Here is a 22,364-nt window from a genome sequence, read left to right as displayed (position 1 = left end):
TTCTTTGCTATGTCTTTCCGCCGTATTTCTCTGGCTCTGGCCGCTGCCCTCTTGTTTGGAGTGGTGGCCGTGGGCACCGTTCGGGCCCAGTCTACGGGCGGTACCGTCGCCGACTTCACCCTGAAGAATGCCGCCAACGCCGACGTGAAGCTCAGCAGCTATGCTAGCAGTAAAGCCGTGGTGGTAGTGTTCATCAGCCAAAGCTGCCCCTTCTCCAAGCTCTACCAGGACCGCCTGAGCAAGCTGGCTACCACCTACGGCAGCAAGGGCGTAGAATTCCTGTTTATTGATACGCCCATTAACCTGGAAGCCAGCGCGGCCGAAGGGGAAACCGAAAAGCTCAAAATCAAATCGGGCAGCGCCAATAACCTTACCTATCTGCGAGACGACAGCCAGAAGGTGAGCAGCCTGCTGGGCGCCACCAAAACGCCCGAGGTTGTAGTGCTGCAACCCAGCAGCAATGGCTTTGTGGTGCGCTACAAAGGCGCCATCGACGATAACCCGCAGATGGAGGCCTATGTAAAAGAAAACTACCTGGGTACGGTGCTGGCCAACCTCACGGCCGGCCGCCCCGCCGGCGTGGCCTACCAGCGGGCCGCCGGGTGTCTGATCAAGAAAAACTAAGCTGAGCTAGCTGCTTTGCGAGATTGTATCAAGACGCAACTCGCTCTTTGGCATGCACTGATCTGCAATACTCTAGGAAGCACTTACACGCTTTGCGCTACTTTATTTATATTCTTACAAATCAGAATAGAAGCACTTTATACATTGGTGTAACCAATGACTTAAAACGCCGGGTATACGAGCATATGACTGGCTTGCACCAAGGTTTTACCAAGAAATACAATCTGCACCAGCTCGTATATTTTGAGGATTACACTGATGCGCGCCTTGCCATTGACAGAGAAAAACAATTAAAAGGAGGCTCCCGGCAAAAGAAGCTGGACCTTATAAATAGCTTTAATCCGGACTGGCGGGATTTGTATGAGGATCTGACTTAATGCGTCATTGCGAGGCACGAAGCAATCCGTCCTTTTCAACTCCCGGCACTTCCTTAAACCAGAAAGCCCTTGACTACCGCACAGGTGCCAAGGGCTTTCTGGTTTTTTGAGGGTTCAGTACATTTTAGAGGACGGATTGCTTCGTGCCTCGCAATGACGGGAGATTACTCCTGCTCTCCTTCTTCTTCGGGTTCTGAGTCGATAGACTGCTTGTCTTCTTCCATCAGGATAGCCAGCAGCTGGCTTACTTCGCCGGCTTTGCGCGGCTCCTGCATCTTTTCAAAGCTTACGGCCAAGTTCCGTAATGCCCGGCGCACAATATCAATGTGCGAGCAGGGCTCGAAGAACATGTCATTGGCCGTGAGGTTGAGCTGGGCAATGTAGTGCTCAATATCGGTGCGAGACAGAATCAGGCCGCGGTTATAGCAGTTGATGTAGAAAGGCTCAATGGTAGGCAGCGTGGGCTGAAAAGTGAGCACAAACAGGTTGGGCAGGTTTACGCCATATACCGGCAGGTGCAGCCGCTGGGCCACCAGCAGGTAGATAACGCACAGCGTAAGCGGATTGCCGCGCCGGGTTTCCAGCACCAGATGCAGCATGGAGTTGGCCGGCGAGTGAAAGTTCTGGGTATTGGCCGCGAATTTGTGGGTTTTGAAGAGCACATAATTTAGCACCTGCACCTGATCGGCGGGGTGCAGGTTGGGCTTCATCATGGTCCAGGCCTCAAAGCGCAGCTGCTCAATGGCCCGGTTCAGGGCCTGCAGGTCGGCATCGGGATACTGGTAGCTGTTGAGCAGCCACATACCTTCCAGCAGGTTTTCGCCACCGGAGTCGCGCCACACCCGCAGGCGCTGCTGCAAGCCCTCAAACTGCAGGTGGTGAATCAGGTCCTCGATCCGCTGCTGCTGCGCCGGGTCCAGAGTCTCCTCCCACGATTCTTCCAGAAACGGGACTATACTCTCCCCCAGGGTCTGGATCTTGGCCTGAATATCGGGCGCAATTTCCGGGTCGTCGAGCAGGGAGATAAGCGCTTTTATTTCTTTGTTTGTCAAAGCTTAGGGCGTAGGGGCTGTAGAGCGGCGGAGTAGAAATAGCATAAGGAGCTGCAAATTAACGCAACCGGCGCGGGTTTCTACCGCCGGTTACCAGCTTGTAACACGGCAGAAGCTACCGAATGTTCACTTTTTCTGCATTTCCCCGGCTGAAGAATCAACAGTTGACCTGTTGGGGGTGAAACGCCCAAAGGCTACTTCTACCCCATTACCAGGGCAACTGGCGGCCTCAAAAGCTGGTCTTCTGCCTACAACTTGCCTTCCTTATGGCTACACTTTTTCTCCCCGCCGTTTTGCGGCCTCCTTACTACACCGAGCTTGCAGCGGCTCGCGCCGCTTATCTGCGCCAGGAACCTGCCATGGCCTTTCATCATTTGGAGCGCGCCCATGTTCTGGGGCAGCGGTGGGCTTTCCCGCACACCCAGGTGCACCTGCTGATGCTGCGCCATGGCCTGCGCATCGGCAGCGTGCGCGAAGTGCTGGGCCAAATTCCGCGGGTTATGCTGGGCTTTCTGGGTTCTTTAGTGGGTCGGGTACCCATTGGCAACACGGGCGGCGCCAACGTGCCCGCCGAACAACCCATGCCTATTCCTGCCGATCTGGAAGCATGGCTGCGGCTAGCTTAAGCCGGCAATGGGAGTTCAGCCTCCTGACGGCCTAAAGCTTAAACCTGCGTCGTAGCCAGCCCTTTCTTCATGCACACGCTGTTGTCCACGCCTGCATACTGCCCGTAGTTGGGGATGTAGGCGTAGCCGCTTTTCTCGTAGAGGCGGATGGCCTCGGGCTGCTGTTTACCGGTTTCCAACACGCAGGCGGCGTAGTTTAGCTCCCGGGCCCACTGTTCCAACTCAGCCAACACGGCACCGGCAATGCCCTGTCCCCGGTATTCCGGGCGCACAAACATGCGCTTCACCTCTACCTGCCCGGCTTCATATTCCTTGAAAGCGCCGCAGCCTACTGCCTTATCAGCCAGGTAAGCTACTACCACATGGTTGATGGCCACCAGCTTGTTGTACTGGACATAGAAGGCATGGTCGTCGCCGTCGCGCACGGCTAAATCGTGGTCCAGTAGCGCCACCAGTTCCCGGAAATCGGGGTTGTCAGAGGTTGTTCGACGTAGGGTAATCATCAGCAGGTTTTAATGCGTTGCGTTACACCGAAACTTCCGGCTCGGCCAGCGGATGCCAAAATAATATCAGGCTGAAAAGCACTGCGAAAATAGTATATACGCCCGCTACCAGCCACAGACCAGCAGGCAGTTGCGGGTTGCTGATTAGGGCTTTCAGCAACGCCAGCGCTACCATAAAAAAGTGCGCAAAGTTGGCCAGCGCAATAGGTCGGTTGTAGATACCACCAATCCGGCTGCCCTTCGTCATCCAGTTCAGCATGGCAAAGGCGAAGTGAAGCGCACCCAGTATCTGCAGCAGAACATTTATAACCGGGGCTTGGCCAATACCACTCAGCCGGGCTATTTCATCGGGCAGAAACGTCAGGCTGAGGCCTGCCAGTGCAAGCGCTGCCGCGCTCAGGGTCATGACCAGTTTTGCTTTCATCTTAAGCTATCAAGTTCGATGCTTAAAAATACCAGCATGTTGTATTTCTTTAAATTAAGATGAAATTCGCACATCACCTTTTATTTTTAAGCTGACGAGTTGCTATCGAAGCTGATATATTTTTCTTATTATTTGCTTAAACTCCTGTAAATACCGGCTGGCGCTTTTCCATAAAAGCGTTGGTACCTTCCCGGAAATCGGTGGTTTCGCAACAAGTCACGAAGCCATCTATCTCGGAGGCGAAGCCAGCCGGATGGGTGTAGAAGGTATCTACAGCTTGTAAAACCATAGCAACGGCCACAGGAGCCCGGGACAGAATCCGTTCAATCAGCTCATAGCAGCGGGGCATCAGTTGCTCCGGTGTTACCAGCACGTTGAGTAAGCTGATACGGTAGGCTTCCTCCGCTTTGATGAAGTCACCGGTCAGCATGATTTCGAGGGCCTTGCCTTTACCTACAATCTGGGCTAAGCGCTGGGTCCCTCCATAGCCAGGTATAATGCCCAAGCTCACTTCCGGAAGCCCAAACACGGCTTTGTTGCTACCTACGCGAAGGTGGCATGCCATCGCCAACTCACAGCCGCCGCCTAGAGCAAAGCCATTCACGGCAGCTATCACAGGCTTGTGGCATTGTTCAATCAGGCGAAATACGGCCTGACCGCGCTCCACAAACTCGCGGCTATCAGCCGACGATAGAGCAGCGATTTCCGAAATATCGGCCCCAGCCACGAAGGCTTTTTCTCCCATACCGGTCACCATGATAGCGCGTACCTGTGCATCCTGCGCCGCTGAGCGAAAGCACTCTTCTAATTCTCGTAGGGTTTCAATATTCAGTGCGTTCATTTTGGCAGGACGGTTGACGGCAACTATCATCACCCCGTTTTCCTTCACGTCAACAAACAAATTTTCTGAATTGATCATAATAGGTTATATCAATGTGTGATGTTTTATTTCTATTTACCTGAAGTCAGAAAAGCTTGTTCCAATTGTAGCATTTTCTTCTCCCTTTGTTTCACCAAGCGAGCCGGCGAACCTGAATAAATGCCAAAGGCTTCGCAGTTTCTGTTTGCCAACGACATGGCTCCTAACGCGCTGCCTTCGCCTATCGTGACACCGGGCAAAATGATACATCCAGCTCCAACGATGACATGTTTGCCAATATGCACTGACTTATGCGATACATTAGTGAAATCAGAGTGCACAGTAGGACCAGTCAGGTAGTTACCAGAAAAATCGTCTGAGCTGGAATACACACTGGTTTTACCGGAAAGACCGGCAAAATCTTCTATAGTAATAGTGGCTTGCCCAATTAGGGAGACATAACAGGCAATGTGTACGTGTCGGCCAATGACTATACCGCCCGCGCCAGCTGACATAATGCAAAAATCATCGATGCGGCTATTGTCACCGATGGATATATTTTTAGCCCCATAAACAGCAGCTTTATCCGAAAGCAGTACGTTTTTTCCTAGGGCCCTGAAGCCCATTTTTTCGAGTTGTTCCTGAGAGAAAAATGCCATAGGGTTGGAGATGGTAGAGTTGAATTTAGTTGTTTTGTTATTGATTCCTCACACCTGAATAACCCCCACATTGTACGCCTTTTCAATGGGCGCATGGTTAGCCGCAGCAATGCCCTGGGAAATGACTTTGCGCGTTTCCAGCGGGTCAATAATAGCATCTACCCAGAGGCGGGCAGCGGCGTAATAAGGGGAAAGCTGCTCTTCGTAACGGGCTTTGATGCGGTCCAGCAGTTCCTTTTCGGCTTCGGACGTGATGACTTCGCCTTTGGCTTTGAGGGAGGCTACCTGAATCTGGAGCAGGGTGTTGGCGGCGGCGGCTCCGCTCATTACGGCCAGCTGGGCGGTAGGCCAGGCCACAATCAGGCGCGGGTCGTAGGCTTTGCCGCACATGGCGTAGTTGCCGGCTCCGTAGCTGTTGCCGATGATGACGGTGAACTTGGGCACTACGGAGTTGGCCATGGCATTCACCATTTTGGCGCCGTCCTTAATAATACCGCCGTGCTCACTCTGCGAGCCCACCATAAAGCCGGATACATCGTGCAGGAACACCAGCGGAATGCGCTTCTGGTTGCAGTTCATGATGAAGCGCGCGGCCTTGTCGGCGGAGTCGGAGTAGATAACGCCGCCCATCTGCATGGCGCCCTTCTTGGTCTTCACAATCTTGCGCTGGTTGGCTACAATGCCCACGGCCCAGCCATCAATGCGGGCCAGGCCACAGAGCAGCGTCTGGCCGTAGAGGTCTTTGTATGGCTCAAACTCGGAGTTATCCACCAGCCGGTTGATGATGTCCATCATGTCGTAGGGCTTCACCCGGTCAGAGGGCAACAGGCCGTAGATTTCCTCCTGCTTTTCGCGGGGCAGCGCGGGCTCTGTGCGGCTGAAGCCGGCGGTGGGCGTAGCGCCCATCTTATCGAATATGTTGCGGATGTGGTCCAGGCACTCTTCGTCGTTCGGGAATTTGTAGTCCGTCACGCCCGAAATTTCGGAGTGCGTGATGGCGCCGCCCAGCGTTTCGTTGTCAATGGTTTCGCCAATGGCGGATTTCACCAGGTAAGAGCCGGCCAGGAACACCGAGCCGGTGCCTTCCACTATCATGGCTTCGTCGGACATAATAGGCAGGTAGGCGCCACCAGCCACGCACGGACCCATAATGGCGGATAGCTGCACAATGCCCATGCTGCTCATCACGGCGTTGTTGCGGAAAATGCGGCCGAAATGCTCCTTATCGGGGAAAATCTCGTCCTGCATGGGCAGGTACACCCCGGCCGAGTCTACCAGGTAAATGATGGGCAGCTTGTTTTCGATGCTGATTTCCTGGGCCCGCAGGTTCTTTTTGGCCGTGATGGGAAACCAGGCGCCGGCCTTCACGGTGGCATCATTGGCCACCACAATGCACTGCCTGCCTTTCACGTAGCCAATTACCACCACCACGCCGCCACCAGGGCAGCCACCTTCCGACTGGTACATACCCTCGCCGGCAAAGGCCCCAATTTCAACCTGCTCGGCGCCTTTATCCAGCAGATAATCAATCCGCTCGCGAGCCGTGAGCTTGCCTTTAGCTTTGTGGGCTTCAATGCGTTTTTCGCCGCCGCCCAGGGCTACTTTTTTCAGGCGCTGACGCAGTTGGAAGGTGAGTTGTTTAACCAGGTCTTCGTTTTTGTTGAATTCCAGATTCATGCGGGTGGGAAGTGGGGAGGTAAAAGAAGCGGAAACGGGCGGGGGAGAAACGAAAAAAATCCGCCCGAAGGCGGATTTCAAAAGTAGTCAAAAATGACAGACAGCTTAGTTTTTAGGGGTTACTGCTGTATCAGTAGGTGCCAGGGGCTGGGTAGAGCTTTCCACGGTTTTGGTTTCGATTTTCAGCTCGCCGCCGGGTTTCTGCTCTATTTCCTTCTTGGTTTTTTCTTTACCACCCCCGCCAAACACCGAGAAGTGCACGTAGCGCTTGGGGTTAGCTTTCAGATCCACCAGCAGCGCATTGGCCGAGGCGGAGGTAGCATTGAGGTTGGTGTACAGCGAATCGTCGTTGATGAGCTTGCCCAAAGAGCCTTTCGACTGGCTCAGGGACTGGTTCAGGGATTTCATGGCCGTTTGCGCTTCCGTTACGGTGGCATTCAGGTTGCGCAGGGCGGGGCCCACAGGCGCAACCCGCAGAGAGTCGCTGAGCTGGCCGAAGTTGGCGGCAATGCGGTCAATCTTGCGGGAGGTAACGTTCAGGGCCTGCGTAAGCTGGGCCATGTTTCGTGTAATCTGGTTGATGTTGGATTGGTTGGCCACCAGCATTTTCTGCAGCTCGGCGGAGGTGCCCTCGGCGTTCAGCAGCGTAGCCTGAATGCTCTTCTTGGCATCCTTGTTCAGGAAGCTGTTGATCTTGATGAGCGTGGAATCGACGGTGCCCAGCACGGGAAGGGCGCGGGCCTGGAAAGCATCGGTAATGCTGGCCACGGTGTAGGAGCGCAGCTCTTCTCCGCCCTCATACACTTTAGAATTCTTACCCATAAACAGGGTAATGGTTTTGGAACCCAGCAAAGAGCCCGACAGGCTGGCCACGGTGGAGTCGCCTACCACAATGTTTTTGCCCAGCTCAATGGATACTTTGATGTGGTTTTTTTCTTCCGGCAGCAGCTGCATTTCCTTTACCTGGCCTACCTGCACGCCATTCAGTAAAACCGGGTTGCCCACGGTCAGGCCGTCTACGTTGTCGTACTTGGCGTAGTAGGTGCGGTTGGAAGAGAGAATATTGCTGCCTTTCAGGAACCTAAACCCCACAAACAACAACGCTAGGGCCGCAATGGCCAGCAGGGCTACTTTAATTTCTTTCGACACGTTGGTAAGGTAGTATTGGGAGCGTGGGCAGGCGAGAAACGGGTAATCTGACTACGGAACAGTATTTAGTCGGCGGTAGTTGCCTCCAGCTCCTGTTTGTATTCTTTGAAGGCCCGGTAGACACCCGAGGCCATATACGACTGTCCGGATTTATCGTTCAGATACCGCTCTTCGCCGGGGTTCGTGAGGAAGCCGGCTTCAATGAGCACGGAGGGCATGGCCGTTTTCCAGAGCACCAGAAAACCTGCCTGCTTTACGCCCCTGCTGGGCCGGCGCACGGCAGTACGAAACTGCTGATCTACTTTCTGGGCAAACCGAATACTGTTAACCATATACGCGCTTTGAAACAGAGAAAACAGAATATGGCTCTGCGGGGAGTGCGGATCGAAGCCGTTGTAGCGCTCCTGATAATTGTCTTCCTGCAGGATTACGGCGTTTTCCCGCTTGGCTACGCCCAGGTTGGCATCCGTCTTGTGCGGCCCCATCGTCCAGACCTCCGTACCATGCGCTACGGAAGGCCCGGCATTGCAGTGAATACTGATAAACAGATCCGCATTATGCTTATTGGCAATGCCGGCCCGGTCGGCCAGCTCTACAAATACATCTGTTTTGCGGGTGTATACTACTTTTACATCCGGCATATTCTCTTCTATCTGCCGGCCCAGTTCCAGAATCAGCTTCAAAGAAACATCGGCCTCGCGGGCTTTCACGCCGGCGCAGCCACGGTCTTTCCCGCCATGTCCGGCATCCAGTACCACGGTGCGTAGCTTATAGCGCTGCGTGTGGCGGCTGGCCGAGGCAGGAAACGAGGAAGAAGCTGAAGGAGCCGGGCTGCCGGTGAGGAGCATCAGGCCTACAGTACCAAGAGCGACAATATTCCGCACAGAGTTCGTTAGTTGGAGGAGCAACGCGCTACCTTTGCATACTGCCACAAAATAAACGAAAAAACTACGTGGCCCCGATAGCGCCGAATTATAACTTATACTTCTTCCGCCTATCCGGGCGGCCCGTAGTGTCCCTACTATTGTTCCTGAGCCTGTGGCTGGGGCTTATGGGCAACGCATGGGGACAGCGCAGGCCTTTGACAAAGTCCGTGCCGCGGCCGGTGCAGGTAGCGCTGGATACCGCCCGTACGTCCCAGACCGGCGACTCGTTGCGCGTATCGGCGGCTCCCAAGGGGAATATTGAGACCACCATACACTACGTAGCCCAGGATTCTATTCAGTTTGATGTGCAGGAGCGGGTAGCACATTTGTACACCAAAGCCAAGATTGATTATGGCACCTTGTCTCTGGAAGCCGCCCGTATTTCCATTGATTACAAAAAGAATCTGCTCACGGCTGAAGGCGCCCCCGACTCAACCGGAAAAATAAAGGGCCGCCCCATTTTCAAAGACAAAGACCAGACCTATCAGGCCGGGCGCATTGCCTACAACTTCAAAACCAAGAAAGGCAAGATTGCCGATGCTGTAACCCAGCAGGGCGAGGGCTACGTGCACGCCGAGGTAGTGAAGAAAAATGCCCTGAACGAAGTATTTGGGCGCAATGGCAGCTACACCACCTGCAACCTAGAGCACCCGCACTTCTACATCAATGCCAGCAAAATGAAGGTGATTCCCCGCGAGAAAGTGGTGACGGGCCCCTTCAACCTGGTGATTGGCGACATTCCCACGCCCTTGGGCTTTCTGTTTGGCTACTTCCCTACACCCGGTAAAAAGCGGGCCTCCGGGCTGATACTGCCCACCTTTGGCCAAACCACCGACCGCGGCTTTTTCCTTCGTAACGGCGGCTACTACTGGGCCGCCAGTGATTATGTAGGCGTGCGCCTGACGGGAGAAGTCTACTCCGGCGCCGCCGACCAGTTTGGCGGCTGGGGCGCCACGGCCGATGTACAATACCGCAAGCGCTACTCCTATACCGGCTCCTTCAATGCCACCTTCAGCCAGCGCCCGGAAAGCCAGATTCTGCGCTCCTCAGCTGTTAGTCTGGACCAGCCCTATACTCGTCCGCCCTCGCCACGCACCTTTTGGGTTAGCTGGAACCACTCGCCACAGTCGCGCCCGGGTGGCGGGCAGTTCCGGGCCAGCGTGAGTCTGGGCAGCCAGGCCTACAATGTGCTCAACAGCTTTGATACCCAACGGTACCTTTCCTCCACCTATCAGTCCAACATTGGGTATTCCAAGGTGATTCGCAACTCACCTTTCAACTACTCCATCCAGGCCAGCCAGAGCCAGAATACGGGCACCGGCGAAATGAATGTGACCCTGCCCGACTTTACCCTGGGCGTAGCGCGGCAATACCCGTACGAATGGCTGGGCCTGGCGCCCCGGGGCCGCTTTTATGAGCAGTTCTCCCTGAGCTACGACCTGCAGGGCCAAAACCGCCTGACCAACGTGGAGAAGGCCCGGCAGCTAACCATAGACGGCACCAGCATTCCCCTGATTGGTGGTACCAGCCAGGGCCGCCGCATTCCGGTAAACATTGCAAATGTAGGCGACCTGTTTCGCAACGCGGAATCCAGCGTACGCCATAATTTTGGTATCTCGCTGGGTAGCTACACCTTGCTGAAGCACATCAGCCTCTCCCCTTCTGTAAGCTACGGGCTAATTTGGTACAACAAGAAACTCGATTACAAGTATGATCCTTTGGCTCGGGCCGTACGCATTGATACTACGGGCTTTGGTATGGTGTATAACTACGCCCTTGGTGCTTCTGCCTCTACCAACATCTATGGCTTATATGTAATCAAGGGTAAGAAGGTGGAGGCTATACGGCATAAAATTTCGCCCTCTATCAGCTACAGCCACTCCCCCGATTATCTAAGCAGTGATAAATTGTATGATGGGGACACAGATTTTCTGGACCTGCGGGACGGGAATGGCCGACTCTTGGGTATCCAAAGCATATCCCGGTTTGAGGGCTTTGGCGCGGGCGTGCCCGGTGGCCGAACATCTAATCTCCTCTCCTTCCGCCTGCAGAACCAGCTGGAAATGAAAGTACGGGCCAAGAAGGATACCACCGGCAACACCCCGTTTGAGAAAGTAAGCCTGATTGATGGGCTGGACTTTGGTACTACTTACGACTTTGAGGCGCCGGAATTCAAGCTGGGCTTGATCCGGGGCAGCTTCCGCACCCAGATTGCCCGCAAGCTGAACTTTCAGATGGACGGTATTTTTGACGCCTACCAGCGCGACAGCACCAACCGCCGCCTGAACCAGTTCCTTTTTCAGCAAAGCAAATGGCGGCTGGCGCGTATCACGGCCGCTAACCTGTCCATCACTTATCAGTTTAACCCTGAGCAGCGGAAATCAAATCAGAAGAGCAACCTGGCCCCCAACAACACGCCGGTGCTGGGCCAGCCCCAGAATGCTACTCCGTACGAGGACTATGTTGATTTCAGCATCCCCTGGACGCTGAATACCTCCTTCTCGGCCAGCTACTTCAACCAGCCCCCGGTACTTCCCCGCGCCGGCGAGAAGACCACCTCCTCCCTTACCACCGTTACCCTCAGCGTAAACGGCACCGTAAAACTGACCGATAAGCTCCGCTTTGGCTACAACAGCGGCTACGACTTCCGCCATAAGGAAGTAAGCTATACCTCCCTGGATTTCTACCGGGACCTGCACTGCTGGGAAATCAGCGGCAGCTGGATTCCGTTTGGGCAGCGCCAGGGCTACTCGGTTACCATTGCGGCCAAATCATCGTTGCTGCAGGACCTGAAACTGAGCCGCAACCGCTCTTTCTATAACCGCTAACGGCTGACTACCGGGGCGGCTTTACTTTGGCCCGGGCCCCGGCTCTCGCGGATAGGCGGCGTGCGTTTGCCAGAAAATCAGCAGCTTTGGCTTTGCTTTCCTGACCCCAAACTTTCAAAATACCATGTCGCAGCACAAAGAAGTCAAGCTCGTCACCACTCACCAGCTGCTGGCCATGAAGCAGCGGGGCGAAAAAATTTCGATGCTCACGGCCTACGACTTCTCCATGGCCACCATTCTGGATGGCGCCGGCGTTGACGTGCTGCTCGTCGGCGACTCGGCCTCCAACGTCATGGCCGGCCACGAAACTACGCTGCCCATCACGCTGGACCAGATGATTTACCACGCCCAGAGCGTGGTGCGCGCCGTGAAGCGGGCCTTTGTGGTAGTGGATATGCCCTTTGGCTCCTACCAGGGCAATTCTTCTGAAGCGCTGCGCTCCGCTATCCGCATCATGAAGGAATCGGGTGGGCACGGCATTAAGCTGGAGGGCGGCGCCGAAATCAAGGACAGCATTACGCGCATTCTCACGGCCGGCATACCGGTGATGGGCCACCTGGGCCTCACCCCGCAAAGCATTTATAAGTTTGGCACTTACACCGTGCGCGCTAAAGAAGAAGCCGAGGCGCAGAAGCTGATTGAAGATGCGCTGCTGCTCCAGGAACTGGGCTGCTTCTCGCTGGTGCTGGAGAAAATCCCCTCCAGCCTGGCTAAGCAGGTAGCGGAAAAGCTGAGCATTCCGGTAATTGGCATTGGCGCAGGCCCCGATGTAGACGGCCAAGTGCTGGTAGTGCACGATATGCTGGGCATCACCAAAGAATTTAAGCCCCGCTTCCTGCGCCGCTACGCTGAGCTGGGCGACGTAATGAACGACGCCGTGCAACGCTACATTGCCGACGTCAAAAACCGTGACTTCCCCACGCAGGAAGAAGCTTATTAAGCCCACTAAAAAGCCAGACTCCGTTATTGGGTCTGGCTTTTCTTTTTGTTCTTCTGATCAAAAAATCCAGCCTGCGGCTGCTACCATCCTACTCCCGAAGCCCGACGTTCGATGACCTCGCCTTCCACTTTTGAGCGGCTTAATTCCTGGATCCGGCAATCCGTAACCATCAAGCTGCTGTCTATCGGCATCCTGATTCTGTTGCTGCTGATTCCGGCCTCTATGGTGGAAAACCTGGTGCAGGAGCGCGCTAACACCCGCGACCAGGCCACGGCCGAGGTAAGCGCCAAATGGGGCGGGCCGCAGCAGTTTACGGGCCCGGTGCTGGTAGTGCCCTACCGCCGCCTGGAGCGCGACGATAAAAACCGCCTGCTGGAGAGTACCGCCTACGCCTGCTTCCTGCCCGATACCTTATTGATAAAGGGCTCCCTGGCCCCGGAACGGCGTCGGCGGGGCATTTATGATGTGGTGGTATACAGCTCGCAGCTGCAGGTGCAGGGCACTTTCCAGACGGCTTCGCTGGCCGATTGGAACATCAATCCGGCTGATATCCGCTGGCCCGAGGCGTTTGTGGCCGTGGGCTTGTCGGATATGAAAGGCATCCGCAACGGTATTTCCCTGCGCTGGGACGGGCAGTCCATAGATTTTGAGCCCGGCGTACCTTCGCCCGATGTAATGCCCTTTTCCACCGCGCCTCAGTTTAGCTCGCTGACGGCCGAGGTGCAGCATGTTGAAAAGTATACTAGTCCGGCAGAGGTGGGTGTGGCGGGTACTGGCCCGGCTACCGAAGCCATGAGTGCCACAGTGCCCCTGCCGGATGCCGCCGCCCTGGCCCGGAAACACACCTTTTCCTTTAGCGTGGCACTAAATGGCAGTTCCGCACTGTTCTTTGCACCACTGGGCCGCGAAACCCGCGTGCAGCTGCAGGCTCCCTGGCCCGACCCCAGCTTTGCCGGTGCTTTCCTGCCGCGTCAGCACAGCGTAACGCCCCAAGGTTTCCAAGCCTCGTGGCGGGTGCTGCACCTCAACCGCAGCTACCCCCAGCGCTGGCGCACCGCCGACTTCCGCCCCGATGTGGACAACTCCGCCTTCGGTGCCCGCCTGATTGTGCCGGTGGATGAGTATCAGAAAAACATGCGGGCCGCGAAGTATGCGTTGTTGCCTATTTCGCTTACCTTCCTGATTTTCTTCTTTGTGGAAGTGCTCAACCGGAAGCGCATCCATCCTTTTCAGTATATTCTGGTGGGATTAGGGCTGGTCATTTTTTACGTGCTGCTGCTGGCCCTCTCCGAGCACATGTCGTTTAATGCTGCCTACGCCCTGGCGGGGCTGGCTATCATCGGGCTGGTAACGGCTTATGCCGCCAGCATTTTCCGGCAGCGACGCCTTACGCTTATTACCGCGGGCGTGCTGGTGCTGGTGTACGGATTTGTATTTGTAGTGCTGCAGCTGCAGGATTATGCCCTCCTGATTGGCAGCCTGGGCCTGCTGCTGGTGCTGGCCACCGTGATGTATCTCTCGCGGCGTATCAACTGGTATGATACCACTGAAACGCCCGCCGAAAATTCAGTTGCTTAACTTTACCGCGTGAATCGTCCCAATCTATGGTCGGAACGGAAAGAAATTCTGTTCGAAGACAATCATCTGCTCATCATTAATAAACCGGCCGGCCTGCTTGTGCAGGGCGATGCTACCGGCGATGAGCCCCTCTCAGCCAAGGCGGAGGAATATCTGCGTTTTAAATACAAGAAGCCCGGCGCGGCCTTTGTAGGCGTAGCGCACCGGCTGGACAGGCCGGTGAGCGGCGTAGTGGCGCTGGCCAAAACCAGCAAAGCCCTCAGCCGCCTGAACGAAATGTTCCGGGACAATAAGGTGCATAAAACCTATTGGGCGCTGGTGGGCAAATGCCCGCAGCCGCCCAAGGGCCACCTCACCCACTGGCTGGTGAAAGACCCCATCCGCAACACCACCAAAGCCTACACCGAGCGCCACGCCCAGGGCTTGAAATCGGAGCTGGACTATGAGGTACTGGGCCAGGCCGGAAACCGCTTTCTGGTGCAGGTAAACCCCATTACGGGCCGGCCGCACCAGATTCGGGTGCAACTGGCCACCGGGCTGAGCACGCCTATTGTGGGTGATGTGAAGTACGGCTTTCTGGCGCCCCTACCCGATGTGAGTATTGCGCTGCACGCGCGCCGGCTGGAGTTTCAGCACCCGGTTACCAAGGAGGAAATGTGTTTCAATGCCCCCCTGCCGGACATTGCACATTGGGAAGCTGCCCAACCTTTTTATCAATAATCGCCACACCGCCACATCTGGCTGCATCCTTGCTCTTGAACAATATTTTGTCCTTTTGGACGATTTATTGAACACGGGCTAACCCGACCGTAGTTTTGTACTTGTCTTTGAACTAAAGGTCAATTCTTTGGTTTATGCGGGCAACCTGGGTGCCTGCTCTAGCAGTCGGTTTCATTTTATTTCTGGCCATGCCAATTCTTATCTTCTTCGTTGCCCACTATTACCTTTCACTGTTCACGCAGACGTTCTACCTGCACCGGTACGCGGCGCACAAGATGTTTACGATGAATAAGTTCTGGGAGAAATTCTTCTTCCTGTTCACCTACATCTGTCAGGGCTCCTCGTTCCTCTCGCCGCGGGCGTATGCTTTGCTGCACCGCATGCACCACGCATACTCTGACACCGAGCTGGACCCCCACTCCCCCCTGTTCTCTTCCAATGCCTTCAGCATGATGTGGAAGACCAAGAACATTTACAACGCCGTGCTGAACCGCAGTTATGCTGAAGCCGAGCGTTTTGAGGGCGACTATCCGGAATGGAGCCTGATTGAGAACATCGGCGACAAGTGGTATTCCCGCCTAGCCTGGGGCACGCTCTACGTGCTGTTTTATGTGCAGTTTGCTACCGCCTGGTGGCAGTATCTACTGCTGCCCATCCACTTCCTGATGGGCCCTATCCACGGCGCTATCGTGAACTGGGGCGGCCACAAATACGGCTACCAGAACTTCGATAACCACGACCACAGCAAGAACACGCTGGCCCTGGACTTCCTGGCCTTCGGCGAGCTGTTCCAGAACAATCACCACAAGCTACCCATGCGCGTCAACTTCGGCGTGAAGTGGTGGGAGTTTGACCCCACGTATATGTTCATCTGGACGATGGATAAGATGCGCATCATCAAAGTGAAGCGCAAATGGCAGGAAGCTATACCTATGGCTGCTTAGCTATAAAAGAATAATGAAGAGGCTGTTCCGCTAAGGAGCAGCCTTTTTTTATGCCCATTCACCACTGCCTCTTATTCCAATCAACTCTCCATTAAACACCTGTCATCCTGAGCTTGCGAAGGACCTTCTCACGCATCAACGATAATCGTAGCAATGACTCGTTTCAACGGGAGAAGGTCCTTCGCAAGCTCAGGATGACAGATTTGAATATGAATGAAGGACCGGCTTTGATAATAAACCTAGCTTCATCTTCATCCTTCCTCTTTAATTTCCTACCTTTGCGCCTCACTTTCAACTAGACGCACGAGATGCGTCGCTTAACCAAACCGGTTTATGGCAGTTAAAATCCGCCTCGCCCGCCGCGGCCGCAAAAAGGCCGCTCAGTACGACATCGTTGTTGCCGACTCCCGTTCGCCCCGCGACGGTCGCTTCATCGAGAAAATCGGTACCTACAACCCCCAGACCAACCCCGCTACCATCAACTTCGATGGTGACAAGGCATTTGACTGGGTGATGAAAGGTGCTCAGCCGACCGATACGGTTCGTGCTATGCTCTCTTACCGTGGTGTGCTGTATCGCAAGCACCTGCAGCTTGGCGTAATTAAAGGCGCCATCTCGCAGGACACTGCCGACCAGCGCTTCAGCGAGTGGAAAGAGCAGAAAGACGCCAAAATCGAAGGCAAGCGTACCTCACTGGGCACTGCCAAAGATGAGAAGCGCAAAGAGCAGCTTGCTGCTGAAACCAAGGTGAAAGAAGCCCGTGCCGAAGCACAGCGCGCCAAGCAGGCTGCTGCTCTGGCTGCCGCCGCTCCGGCTGCTGAAGCCGAAGCCCCTGAGGCAGAAGCTGCGGCTGAAACCACCGAGGAAGCCGGCGCTTAAGCCCTTTCCGGAGTTTCCAGGTTGAGAGTTTAGGAGTTGCGAGGCGGCGAATTTCGCCCCGGGCAGCTTTTAAACTCTCAACTTTTTTATCCGCCTCAACTTCTCATTCGCATGAAGCCTGAAGAGTGTTACCTGCTGGGTTCCGTTGTAAAGCCCCACGGCCTGAAAGGGTTTGTAGTGGCCTTTATGGATGTGGATGACCTGGACGACTACCGCAAGCTGAAAACGGTGTACCTGGAAATGCCGGCTGCCCCCGGCAAGCTCACGGCCTACGCTGTAGAAAAGGTGCAGCCCCAGACCGAGGACCGCGCCCTGCTCAAGCTGAAAGGCATTGACCGCATAGAGGAAGCCGAGCCCCTGCGCAACGGGCAACTCTACTGCCCCCTCGCCGACCTGCCCGAGCTGGACGAAGACCAGTTCTACTTTCACGATGTCATTGGCTACACCGTCATCGATGAAAAGCTGGGTGAGCTGGGCACTGTGGAGGCGTTCTATGAGCTGCCGCAGCAGGATGTGATGGGCATGCGCTACAAAGGCCAGGAAGTGTTGATTCCGGTGGTAGACGAGCTGGTGTCGCACGCCGATGAGGAAACGCGCCAGCTGCACGTTACGCTGCCCGAGGGCCTGCTGGATGTGTACATGACCCCGGCTTCCCGCGAGCGGGACGAGCCCGACGAGGTGGCAGAGCCCTAGTATATGCGCATCGACATTGTCACCTGTCAGCCGGAATTGCTGGAAAGCCCCTTTGCCTATTCCATTGTGAAGCGGGCCAAGGAAAAAGGGCTGGCCGAAATCTATGTGCACCAGTTGCGGGATTTCGCCATCAACAAGCACGGGCAGATTGATGATTACGTGTTTGGTGGCGGTGCCGGCATGGTGTTGCGGGTAGAGCCCATTGCGGCCTGCCTGGACGGTTTGCTGGCCCAGCGCTCCTACGATGCCGTGATTTATATGACGCCCGACGGGGAAACCCTGCGCCAGCCGCTGGTGAATCGCTTTTCCCTGACTGAAAACCTGCTGATTCTCTGCGGGCACTACAAAGGCGTGGATGAGCGCATCCGTCAGGAATATATCACCCACGAAATCAGTGTGGGCGACTATGTCCTGAGCGGGGGCGAGTTGGGCGCCGCTATTCTGGTAGATGCCGTGGTGCGGCTGCTGCCCGGTGTGCTGGGCAATGAAGAGTCAGCTTTGAGTGATTCTTTCCAGGACAACCTGCTGGCGCCGCCTATTTATACCCGGCCCGCCGAATGGCGCGGCCACGTGGTACCGGAGATTCTGCTTTCCGGCAACACGCCAAAAATTGAAGAGTGGCGGCACGAGCAAGCCGTAGAACGCACCCGTTTGCGCCGCCCCGACCTGCTTCCGGAGGAGCCTGCTGCCTCCGAAAAACCCGCTTCTAAGCCTGCACGCCGCGGTGCCAGTAAAAAAGCCTAACTCCGGGTTGTAATCTCCAAATCAGAGGGCTATATTTGCGCCTCTTTAATAGAAATCCAAGACGGCGCGGCCGTCCATTATAGTTTCCAAAACCATGAGCGTACTTCTCGACTTCATCAACCAGGAATCCCAGGAGCGCCGCGCCAGCTTCCCCACCTTCGCCGCCGGCGACACCATCAACGTGCACGTGAAAATACGTGAGGGCAACAAGGAGCGCATTCAGCAGTTCCAGGGCGTGGTAATCCAGCGTAAGAATTCTAACTCGAACGGCGAAACCTTCACCGTACGTAAGATTTCGAACCAAATCGGCACCGAGCGTATTTTCCCGCTGCTGTCGCCTAACATCGAAAAAATTGAAATGGTACGTCGCGGCAAAGTACGTCGTGCTCGTCTGTTCTACCTGCGTGGCCTGTCGGGCAAAGCGGCTCGTATCAAAGAGCGTCGCAACACTACGGTAGTAGCATAAGTATTCTGGCTGGTGCCTGGCATCAGCTAGTAAAAAGCCCGTTCTCCAGCTGGAGAACGGGCTTTTTTTATGGTTTGGCTAAGCCGATTTCGCGAAGCTTGTTGACAAGTTTCTCCGCTTTCCGGGCTGTGGGTCTGGCGCAGCTATTCTAACTGGTTAGCTGATCTGCGGCCGCAACCAGCGCATCGGCCAGTTTCAGGACCCGTTCGGCGGTATTTGGGTTTTCGGCGAAATTGGCCGCGCGGGTGGTATTGTTGCCCAAGCGGCGTAGCAGGTGCGCGATAACCAGATTATCGAGGGTTCCGCTATGCATATGTGCTTTCAGCTCCTGGAGGTCTACCACCATTTCGTGCAGGTCTGGGTTGTTTAGATGCTTCAGATCCTCAATCCAGCCTTGCAGGTGGTTATCGAGGCCGGCACCATCTACCTGCTGCTGCAGATTTTGCCCCAGCAGCTTGGCCGTACCGTCCAGATGGTTCTGGTGCTGGGTGTCGTCTTTAGGTATTTTCTGGAAAGCCATAGAAAGGAACGTTGCACCGCCGGGCGGTCGTGAAAGATCAGACTTCAGGAAAACGCGCGGACCTTGGCGAAGGTTGTGCGGCAGAATTCAATTCAGTAAGCGTATTTTCGCACCGGTATTCTCCCTATCCCCTTTAATATGAGAAAATTTCTAAGTGGCTGCGTGCTGGCCCTTTCCCCCTTGTTCAGCTACGCTCAGTCCACCAGTACTCCGGCCGCCTATTGGCAGCAGGAGGCAAAGTATTCTATTGATGTAGTACTGGATGACCAGCAGCACATGCTCACGGGCAAAGAAGAGCTGCAGTATACCAACAACTCCCCCGACCAGCTCACCTTTATCTGGTTTCACCTCTGGCCAAATGCCTACCGCGACAATACCACCGCCCTGGCCAAGCAGCTGCGCCGCAACGGCGACCTGAAGTTTGAATTTGCCAAGCCCGAGCAGCGCGGCTTTATTGATCAGCTCGATTTCAAAGTAAACGGGCAGCCCACCAGCCTGGAGGTTGACCCCAACAACCCCGATGTAGCCCGGCTGGTGCTGCCGCAGCCGCTGGCGCCGGGCGCCACTATCACCATTACCACGCCCTTCCGCGTGAAGCTGCCGGAGTCCTTCTCCCGCATGAGTCACCTGGGCCAGTCTTACCAGGTAACGCAATGGTACCCCAAGCCTGCCGTGTACGACCGCAAAGGCTGGCACCAGATGCCCTACCTGCAAAACGGCGAGTTTTACTCCGACTTCGGCTCGTTTGATGTTCGCATTACCCTGCCCGCCAACTACGTGGTGGGCGCTACCGGCGTACTGCAGAATGCCGATGAGCAGGCCCGGCTGGACCAGTTGGCGGCGGCCACGGCCCTGAAAAAAACCGACAAGGATTTCGGTAAGGATGAGTCTTTCCCGGCTTCCAGCCCCGAAACCAAAACCCTGCGCTACGTGCAGGACAAGGTTCACGACTTTGCCTGGTTTGCCGACAAGCGCTTTAACGTGCTGAAGAGCGGCGTCACGCTGCCTTCAGGCCGCCAGGTAACCTCCTGGGTCATGTTCCTGAACAAAGACGGTATGCGCTGGATTAAGGCGCTGGAAAACGTAGACAAGGCCCTCCTGAACTACTCTAAATGGGTAGGCGAATATCCATACGCGTCGGCTACGGCCGTAGACGGCGCCCTGAGTGCAGGCGCCGGTATGGAATACCCCATGATTACGGTAACGCAGGTTTCTGCTGATGCCGTGGTGCACGAGGTAGGCCATAACTGGTTTTACGGCATCCTGGCCAGCAATGAGCGGGAACACCCATGGATGGATGAAAGCGTGAATACTTACTTTCATCACCGCGTACTGGCCCTGGACACTGCCGGCGGCATCTATGCGAAAATCATGCGCAGCCCGTTCCTGAGGAAAGCGGCCTCCTCTGTGGGCGTTGACCAGCAAACCATTCAGGCCGGCTCCTACCTTCCTTATCAGGCCATGGTCAGCCGTGGGCTGTACCAGGCCCCCAGCCAGCCTTCGGCCACGCTAACCAACATTAACTATGGCGTAGCGCTGTATATGGCCGCGCCCGCGCAGCTGAAGTATCTGGCCTCCTATCTGGGGCAGGATAAATTTGATGCGGCCATGCAGGCGTACTACCAGCGGTGGCAGTTCCGCCACCCCTACCCCGAGGATATGCAGGCCGTGTTTGAAGAAACCGCGGGCCAGAAGCTGAGCTGGTTTTTTCAGGATATGCTGAATAATACTCGCACCTACAATGCGTCCGTGAGCGACGTGCAGGCCACTGACACCGTGAAAGTGCTGGTGCGCAATGACTCGCCCGCGCCATTTGCCGTGCCGGTTGCCTCCCTGGATGCGCAGGGCCGCGTACTGGAAACCCAGTGGACGCCGGTACTGGGCGTAACCGATGAGGATGATGAAACCCAACTGAACTTCCGCCGCGAAAACGTAGCGGCCGTGGTCATCGACCCTACTTACCTGACGCCAGAACTCAACCGCCGCGACGACCGGATGAAAACACAGGGCAGTTTCCGGCGGGTAGAGCCCATTCGTCTGCAGCCGCTGCTGGGCTTGCAGCGCTGGGACCGGGCCGCCATCAACTTTACGCCCGTGCTGGGAGCCAACACCTCGGATAAGCTGATGGTGGGTGCGGCCTTCTACAGCAGCCCGGCCGTGCTGCAGCGCCTGAGCTATGTGGCCATGCCCATGTACAGCTTCAATCAGAAAGAACTGAACGGCATCGGCATGCTGAATGTGAACGTGCTGCCCGACCGCTACGCCCGCCAGATTGTGACCGGAGTGCTGGTGCAGCGCTTTGAGCGCTACCGCAAAATAGAGCCCAGCATTACCTTTCTGCTGCCCGCCACCAACTTCGATGCACCCCAGCACCGCGTTAAATTCGCTTCGGCCTCTATTTATCTGCAGGATGAAAAGCATACCAGCAGCATTCAGACCATAGAGTACGGCGTGAAAGGCGGCAATGCCCGCCTGAAGTGGAATGCGGATGTGGAGTACAACAAGCTCACGCGTGACCGTGAGTTAGACGAGCGGAATGCGAACCTGCTGCGCGCCAGTGCTACCGTAGAGCAATTTTATGCTCCTAAGAAGAGCATTCAAATACGACTGTTCGGCGGGCGCTTCCTGACCAATATTTCGGCGCAGGCCAGCGACTCCCTGCTGGCCGACCGCGACGTGCCGCAGCCCTACGTGCTGGGCCTGAGCGGCAGCCCCGACTACCGCTACCAGACGGCTTTCCTGGACCGCCAGCAGATTTCCCCGGCCCTGGCTGCCCAACGCCACCAGACGGATGACCGCGACGGTGCTTTTAAGGCCTACATGCCGGCTACCAGCACCAAATGGCTGGCTTCGCTGAATGTCCTGGCCGATTTGCCGGTTACCCCACTCAAGGCTTTTGTAGACCTGGGCGCCATGCAGAACAAAGTTACAGTGGCGGAAGGCCGTCAGGCCCAGCGGTTATTTTACGATGCCGGCCTAGTAGTACCTTTCTTCGGAAACCGGCTTCAGTTCTACCTGCCGGTGGCGGGCTCACAGTTTGAAAATGGTTTGCCCGGCAGCCGTAAAGACTTCACCGATAACATTCGGTTTGTCTTCCATCTGGAAAGCCTGAACCCCTTCCGGATTCTGGATGAGCAATTGGCCAAATAGGGCGGGCAAACGCCTGCTTTCCGTAC

22 protein-coding genes are annotated in these 22,364 nt (G+C 55.7%); 13 read left to right on the top strand and 9 right to left on the bottom strand.

Features of this window, described 5'->3' with window-relative positions:
- The first annotated feature begins 9 nt into the window (after positions 1-9).
- Together AM218_RS02145 and AM218_RS02140 are read left to right on the top strand one after the other, a co-directional pair.
- Positions 10-624 (top strand): redoxin domain-containing protein, encoded by a 615-nt coding sequence (locus AM218_RS02145; RefSeq protein ID WP_054411444.1) that lies wholly within the window; start codon positions 10-12, stop codon positions 622-624.
- Between the two features lie 92 nt (positions 625-716).
- The gene (locus AM218_RS02140) at positions 717-1,001 is read left to right on the top strand and encodes a GIY-YIG nuclease family protein (protein ID WP_054415213.1); all 285 of its coding nucleotides are present in this window, start codon (positions 717-719) and stop codon (positions 999-1,001) included.
- A 164-nt stretch (positions 1,002-1,165) separates the two neighbouring features.
- On the opposite strand, the gene AM218_RS02135 is transcribed toward AM218_RS02140, so the two are convergent.
- On the bottom strand, positions 1,166-2,053 hold the full coding sequence (locus tag AM218_RS02135; RefSeq protein ID WP_054411442.1) for a transglutaminase-like domain-containing protein: 888 nt from the start codon (positions 2,051-2,053) through the stop codon (positions 1,166-1,168).
- Positions 2,054-2,319: 266 nt separating this feature from the next.
- On the opposite strand from AM218_RS02135, the gene AM218_RS02130 reads away from it, so the two are divergent.
- Entirely contained in the window at positions 2,320-2,679 is a 360-nt protein-coding gene (locus AM218_RS02130) for a DUF3703 domain-containing protein (protein ID WP_054411440.1), read from the top strand.
- Between the two features lie 38 nt (positions 2,680-2,717).
- Here the strand turns inward: AM218_RS02130 and AM218_RS02125 are convergent, their stop codons facing one another.
- The 7 genes from AM218_RS02125 to AM218_RS02095 all read right to left on the bottom strand — a co-directional run bounded on the left by AM218_RS02125 (position 2,718) and on the right by AM218_RS02095 (position 8,834).
- The gene (locus tag AM218_RS02125) at positions 2,718-3,182 is read right to left on the bottom strand and encodes a GNAT family N-acetyltransferase (protein WP_054411438.1); all 465 of its coding nucleotides are present in this window, start codon (positions 3,180-3,182) and stop codon (positions 2,718-2,720) included.
- A gap of 22 nt (positions 3,183-3,204) precedes the next feature.
- Positions 3,205-3,606, bottom strand: coding sequence for a hypothetical protein (locus tag AM218_RS02120; protein WP_054411435.1), 402 nt, complete (start codon positions 3,604-3,606; stop codon positions 3,205-3,207).
- Between the two features lie 136 nt (positions 3,607-3,742).
- Positions 3,743-4,525, bottom strand: a complete 783-nt coding sequence (locus tag AM218_RS02115) for an enoyl-CoA hydratase/isomerase family protein (protein ID WP_054411433.1) — start codon at positions 4,523-4,525, stop codon at positions 3,743-3,745.
- 32 nt (positions 4,526-4,557) lie between these two features.
- Positions 4,558-5,124: an acyltransferase gene (locus AM218_RS02110; RefSeq protein ID WP_054411431.1), complete on the bottom strand. Its 567-nt coding sequence runs from the start codon at positions 5,122-5,124 to the stop codon at positions 4,558-4,560.
- Positions 5,125-5,172: 48 nt separating this feature from the next.
- Positions 5,173-6,801 carry an acyl-CoA carboxylase subunit beta gene (locus AM218_RS02105; RefSeq protein WP_054411429.1) on the bottom strand — a complete coding sequence of 543 codons (1,629 nt, stop codon included), beginning with the start codon at positions 6,799-6,801 and terminating at the stop codon, positions 5,173-5,175.
- Between the two features lie 105 nt (positions 6,802-6,906).
- Entirely contained in the window at positions 6,907-7,950 is a 1,044-nt protein-coding gene (locus AM218_RS02100) for an MlaD family protein (RefSeq protein ID WP_054411427.1), read from the bottom strand.
- 65 nt (positions 7,951-8,015) lie between these two features.
- On the bottom strand, positions 8,016-8,834 hold the full coding sequence (locus tag AM218_RS02095) for an N-acetylmuramoyl-L-alanine amidase family protein (RefSeq protein ID WP_231717524.1): 819 nt from the start codon (positions 8,832-8,834) through the stop codon (positions 8,016-8,018).
- Between the two features lie 197 nt (positions 8,835-9,031).
- Between AM218_RS02095 and AM218_RS02090 the strand changes: the two genes are divergently transcribed.
- From AM218_RS02090 to rplS, 9 genes are all read left to right on the top strand, one after another.
- Entirely contained in the window at positions 9,032-11,704 is a 2,673-nt protein-coding gene (locus tag AM218_RS02090; protein WP_157547477.1) for a putative LPS assembly protein LptD, read from the top strand.
- 124 nt (positions 11,705-11,828) lie between these two features.
- Positions 11,829-12,644: a 3-methyl-2-oxobutanoate hydroxymethyltransferase gene (gene panB, locus AM218_RS02085; protein ID WP_054411422.1), complete on the top strand. Its 816-nt coding sequence runs from the start codon at positions 11,829-11,831 to the stop codon at positions 12,642-12,644.
- Positions 12,645-12,755: 111 nt separating this feature from the next.
- A complete protein-coding gene (gene creD, locus AM218_RS02080) occupies positions 12,756-14,222 on the top strand; it encodes a cell envelope integrity protein CreD (protein WP_054411418.1) in 1,467 nt (488 codons plus the stop codon).
- Positions 14,223-14,231: 9 nt separating this feature from the next.
- Entirely contained in the window at positions 14,232-14,942 is a 711-nt protein-coding gene (locus tag AM218_RS02075; RefSeq protein ID WP_054411415.1) for an RluA family pseudouridine synthase, read from the top strand.
- A gap of 188 nt (positions 14,943-15,130) precedes the next feature.
- Positions 15,131-15,886, top strand: coding sequence for an acyl-CoA desaturase (locus tag AM218_RS02070; RefSeq protein WP_054411412.1), 756 nt, complete (start codon positions 15,131-15,133; stop codon positions 15,884-15,886).
- 333 nt (positions 15,887-16,219) lie between these two features.
- Entirely contained in the window at positions 16,220-16,765 is a 546-nt protein-coding gene (locus tag AM218_RS02065) for a 30S ribosomal protein S16 (protein ID WP_054411409.1), read from the top strand.
- A gap of 111 nt (positions 16,766-16,876) precedes the next feature.
- The gene (gene rimM, locus AM218_RS02060) at positions 16,877-17,458 is read left to right on the top strand and encodes a ribosome maturation factor RimM (RefSeq protein ID WP_054411406.1); all 582 of its coding nucleotides are present in this window, start codon (positions 16,877-16,879) and stop codon (positions 17,456-17,458) included.
- Between the two features lie 3 nt (positions 17,459-17,461).
- The gene (trmD, locus tag AM218_RS02055; RefSeq protein ID WP_054411403.1) at positions 17,462-18,202 is read left to right on the top strand and encodes a tRNA (guanosine(37)-N1)-methyltransferase TrmD; all 741 of its coding nucleotides are present in this window, start codon (positions 17,462-17,464) and stop codon (positions 18,200-18,202) included.
- A 94-nt stretch (positions 18,203-18,296) separates the two neighbouring features.
- Positions 18,297-18,668: a 50S ribosomal protein L19 gene (gene rplS, locus AM218_RS02050; RefSeq protein WP_054411401.1), complete on the top strand. Its 372-nt coding sequence runs from the start codon at positions 18,297-18,299 to the stop codon at positions 18,666-18,668.
- Between the two features lie 148 nt (positions 18,669-18,816).
- Here rplS and AM218_RS02045 read toward each other — a convergent pair whose 3' ends face one another.
- Positions 18,817-19,188 (bottom strand): hypothetical protein, encoded by a 372-nt coding sequence (locus AM218_RS02045; RefSeq protein ID WP_054411398.1) that lies wholly within the window; start codon positions 19,186-19,188, stop codon positions 18,817-18,819.
- Positions 19,189-19,326: 138 nt separating this feature from the next.
- Between AM218_RS02045 and AM218_RS02040 the strand changes: the two genes are divergently transcribed.
- Entirely contained in the window at positions 19,327-22,338 is a 3,012-nt protein-coding gene (locus AM218_RS02040) for a M1 family metallopeptidase (RefSeq protein WP_157547476.1), read from the top strand.
- The last annotated feature ends 26 nt before the right edge of the window (positions 22,339-22,364 follow it).

This window comes from Hymenobacter sp. DG25A, assembly GCF_001280305.1.
Taxonomy (GTDB): domain Bacteria; phylum Bacteroidota; class Bacteroidia; order Cytophagales; family Hymenobacteraceae; genus Hymenobacter.
Note: the sequence above shows the minus strand (reverse complement) of the source record. Positions and strands in the feature narration are given on the sequence as shown.

Coding starts and splice junctions, on each gene's coding strand:
- AM218_RS02145 (WP_054411444.1), top strand. CDS start 10: ATGTCTTTCCGCCGTATTTCTCTGGCTCTGGCCGCTGCCCTCTTGTTT.
- AM218_RS02045 (WP_054411398.1), bottom strand. CDS start 19,188: ATGGCTTTCCAGAAAATACCTAAAGACGACACCCAGCACCAGAACCAT.
- AM218_RS02040 (WP_157547476.1), top strand. CDS start 19,327: ATGAGAAAATTTCTAAGTGGCTGCGTGCTGGCCCTTTCCCCCTTGTTC.
- AM218_RS02105 (WP_054411429.1), bottom strand. CDS start 6,801: ATGAATCTGGAATTCAACAAAAACGAAGACCTGGTTAAACAACTCACC.
- panB (WP_054411422.1), top strand. CDS start 11,829: ATGTCGCAGCACAAAGAAGTCAAGCTCGTCACCACTCACCAGCTGCTG.
- rimM (WP_054411406.1), top strand. CDS start 16,877: ATGAAGCCTGAAGAGTGTTACCTGCTGGGTTCCGTTGTAAAGCCCCAC.
- AM218_RS02125 (WP_054411438.1), bottom strand. CDS start 3,182: ATGATTACCCTACGTCGAACAACCTCTGACAACCCCGATTTCCGGGAA.
- AM218_RS02070 (WP_054411412.1), top strand. CDS start 15,131: ATGCCAATTCTTATCTTCTTCGTTGCCCACTATTACCTTTCACTGTTC.
- AM218_RS02115 (WP_054411433.1), bottom strand. CDS start 4,525: ATGATCAATTCAGAAAATTTGTTTGTTGACGTGAAGGAAAACGGGGTG.
- AM218_RS02120 (WP_054411435.1), bottom strand. CDS start 3,606: ATGAAAGCAAAACTGGTCATGACCCTGAGCGCGGCAGCGCTTGCACTG.
- AM218_RS02065 (WP_054411409.1), top strand. CDS start 16,220: ATGGCAGTTAAAATCCGCCTCGCCCGCCGCGGCCGCAAAAAGGCCGCT.
- creD (WP_054411418.1), top strand. CDS start 12,756: ATGACCTCGCCTTCCACTTTTGAGCGGCTTAATTCCTGGATCCGGCAA.
- trmD (WP_054411403.1), top strand. CDS start 17,462: ATGCGCATCGACATTGTCACCTGTCAGCCGGAATTGCTGGAAAGCCCC.
- AM218_RS02110 (WP_054411431.1), bottom strand. CDS start 5,124: ATGGCATTTTTCTCTCAGGAACAACTCGAAAAAATGGGCTTCAGGGCC.
- AM218_RS02130 (WP_054411440.1), top strand. CDS start 2,320: ATGGCTACACTTTTTCTCCCCGCCGTTTTGCGGCCTCCTTACTACACC.
- rplS (WP_054411401.1), top strand. CDS start 18,297: ATGAGCGTACTTCTCGACTTCATCAACCAGGAATCCCAGGAGCGCCGC.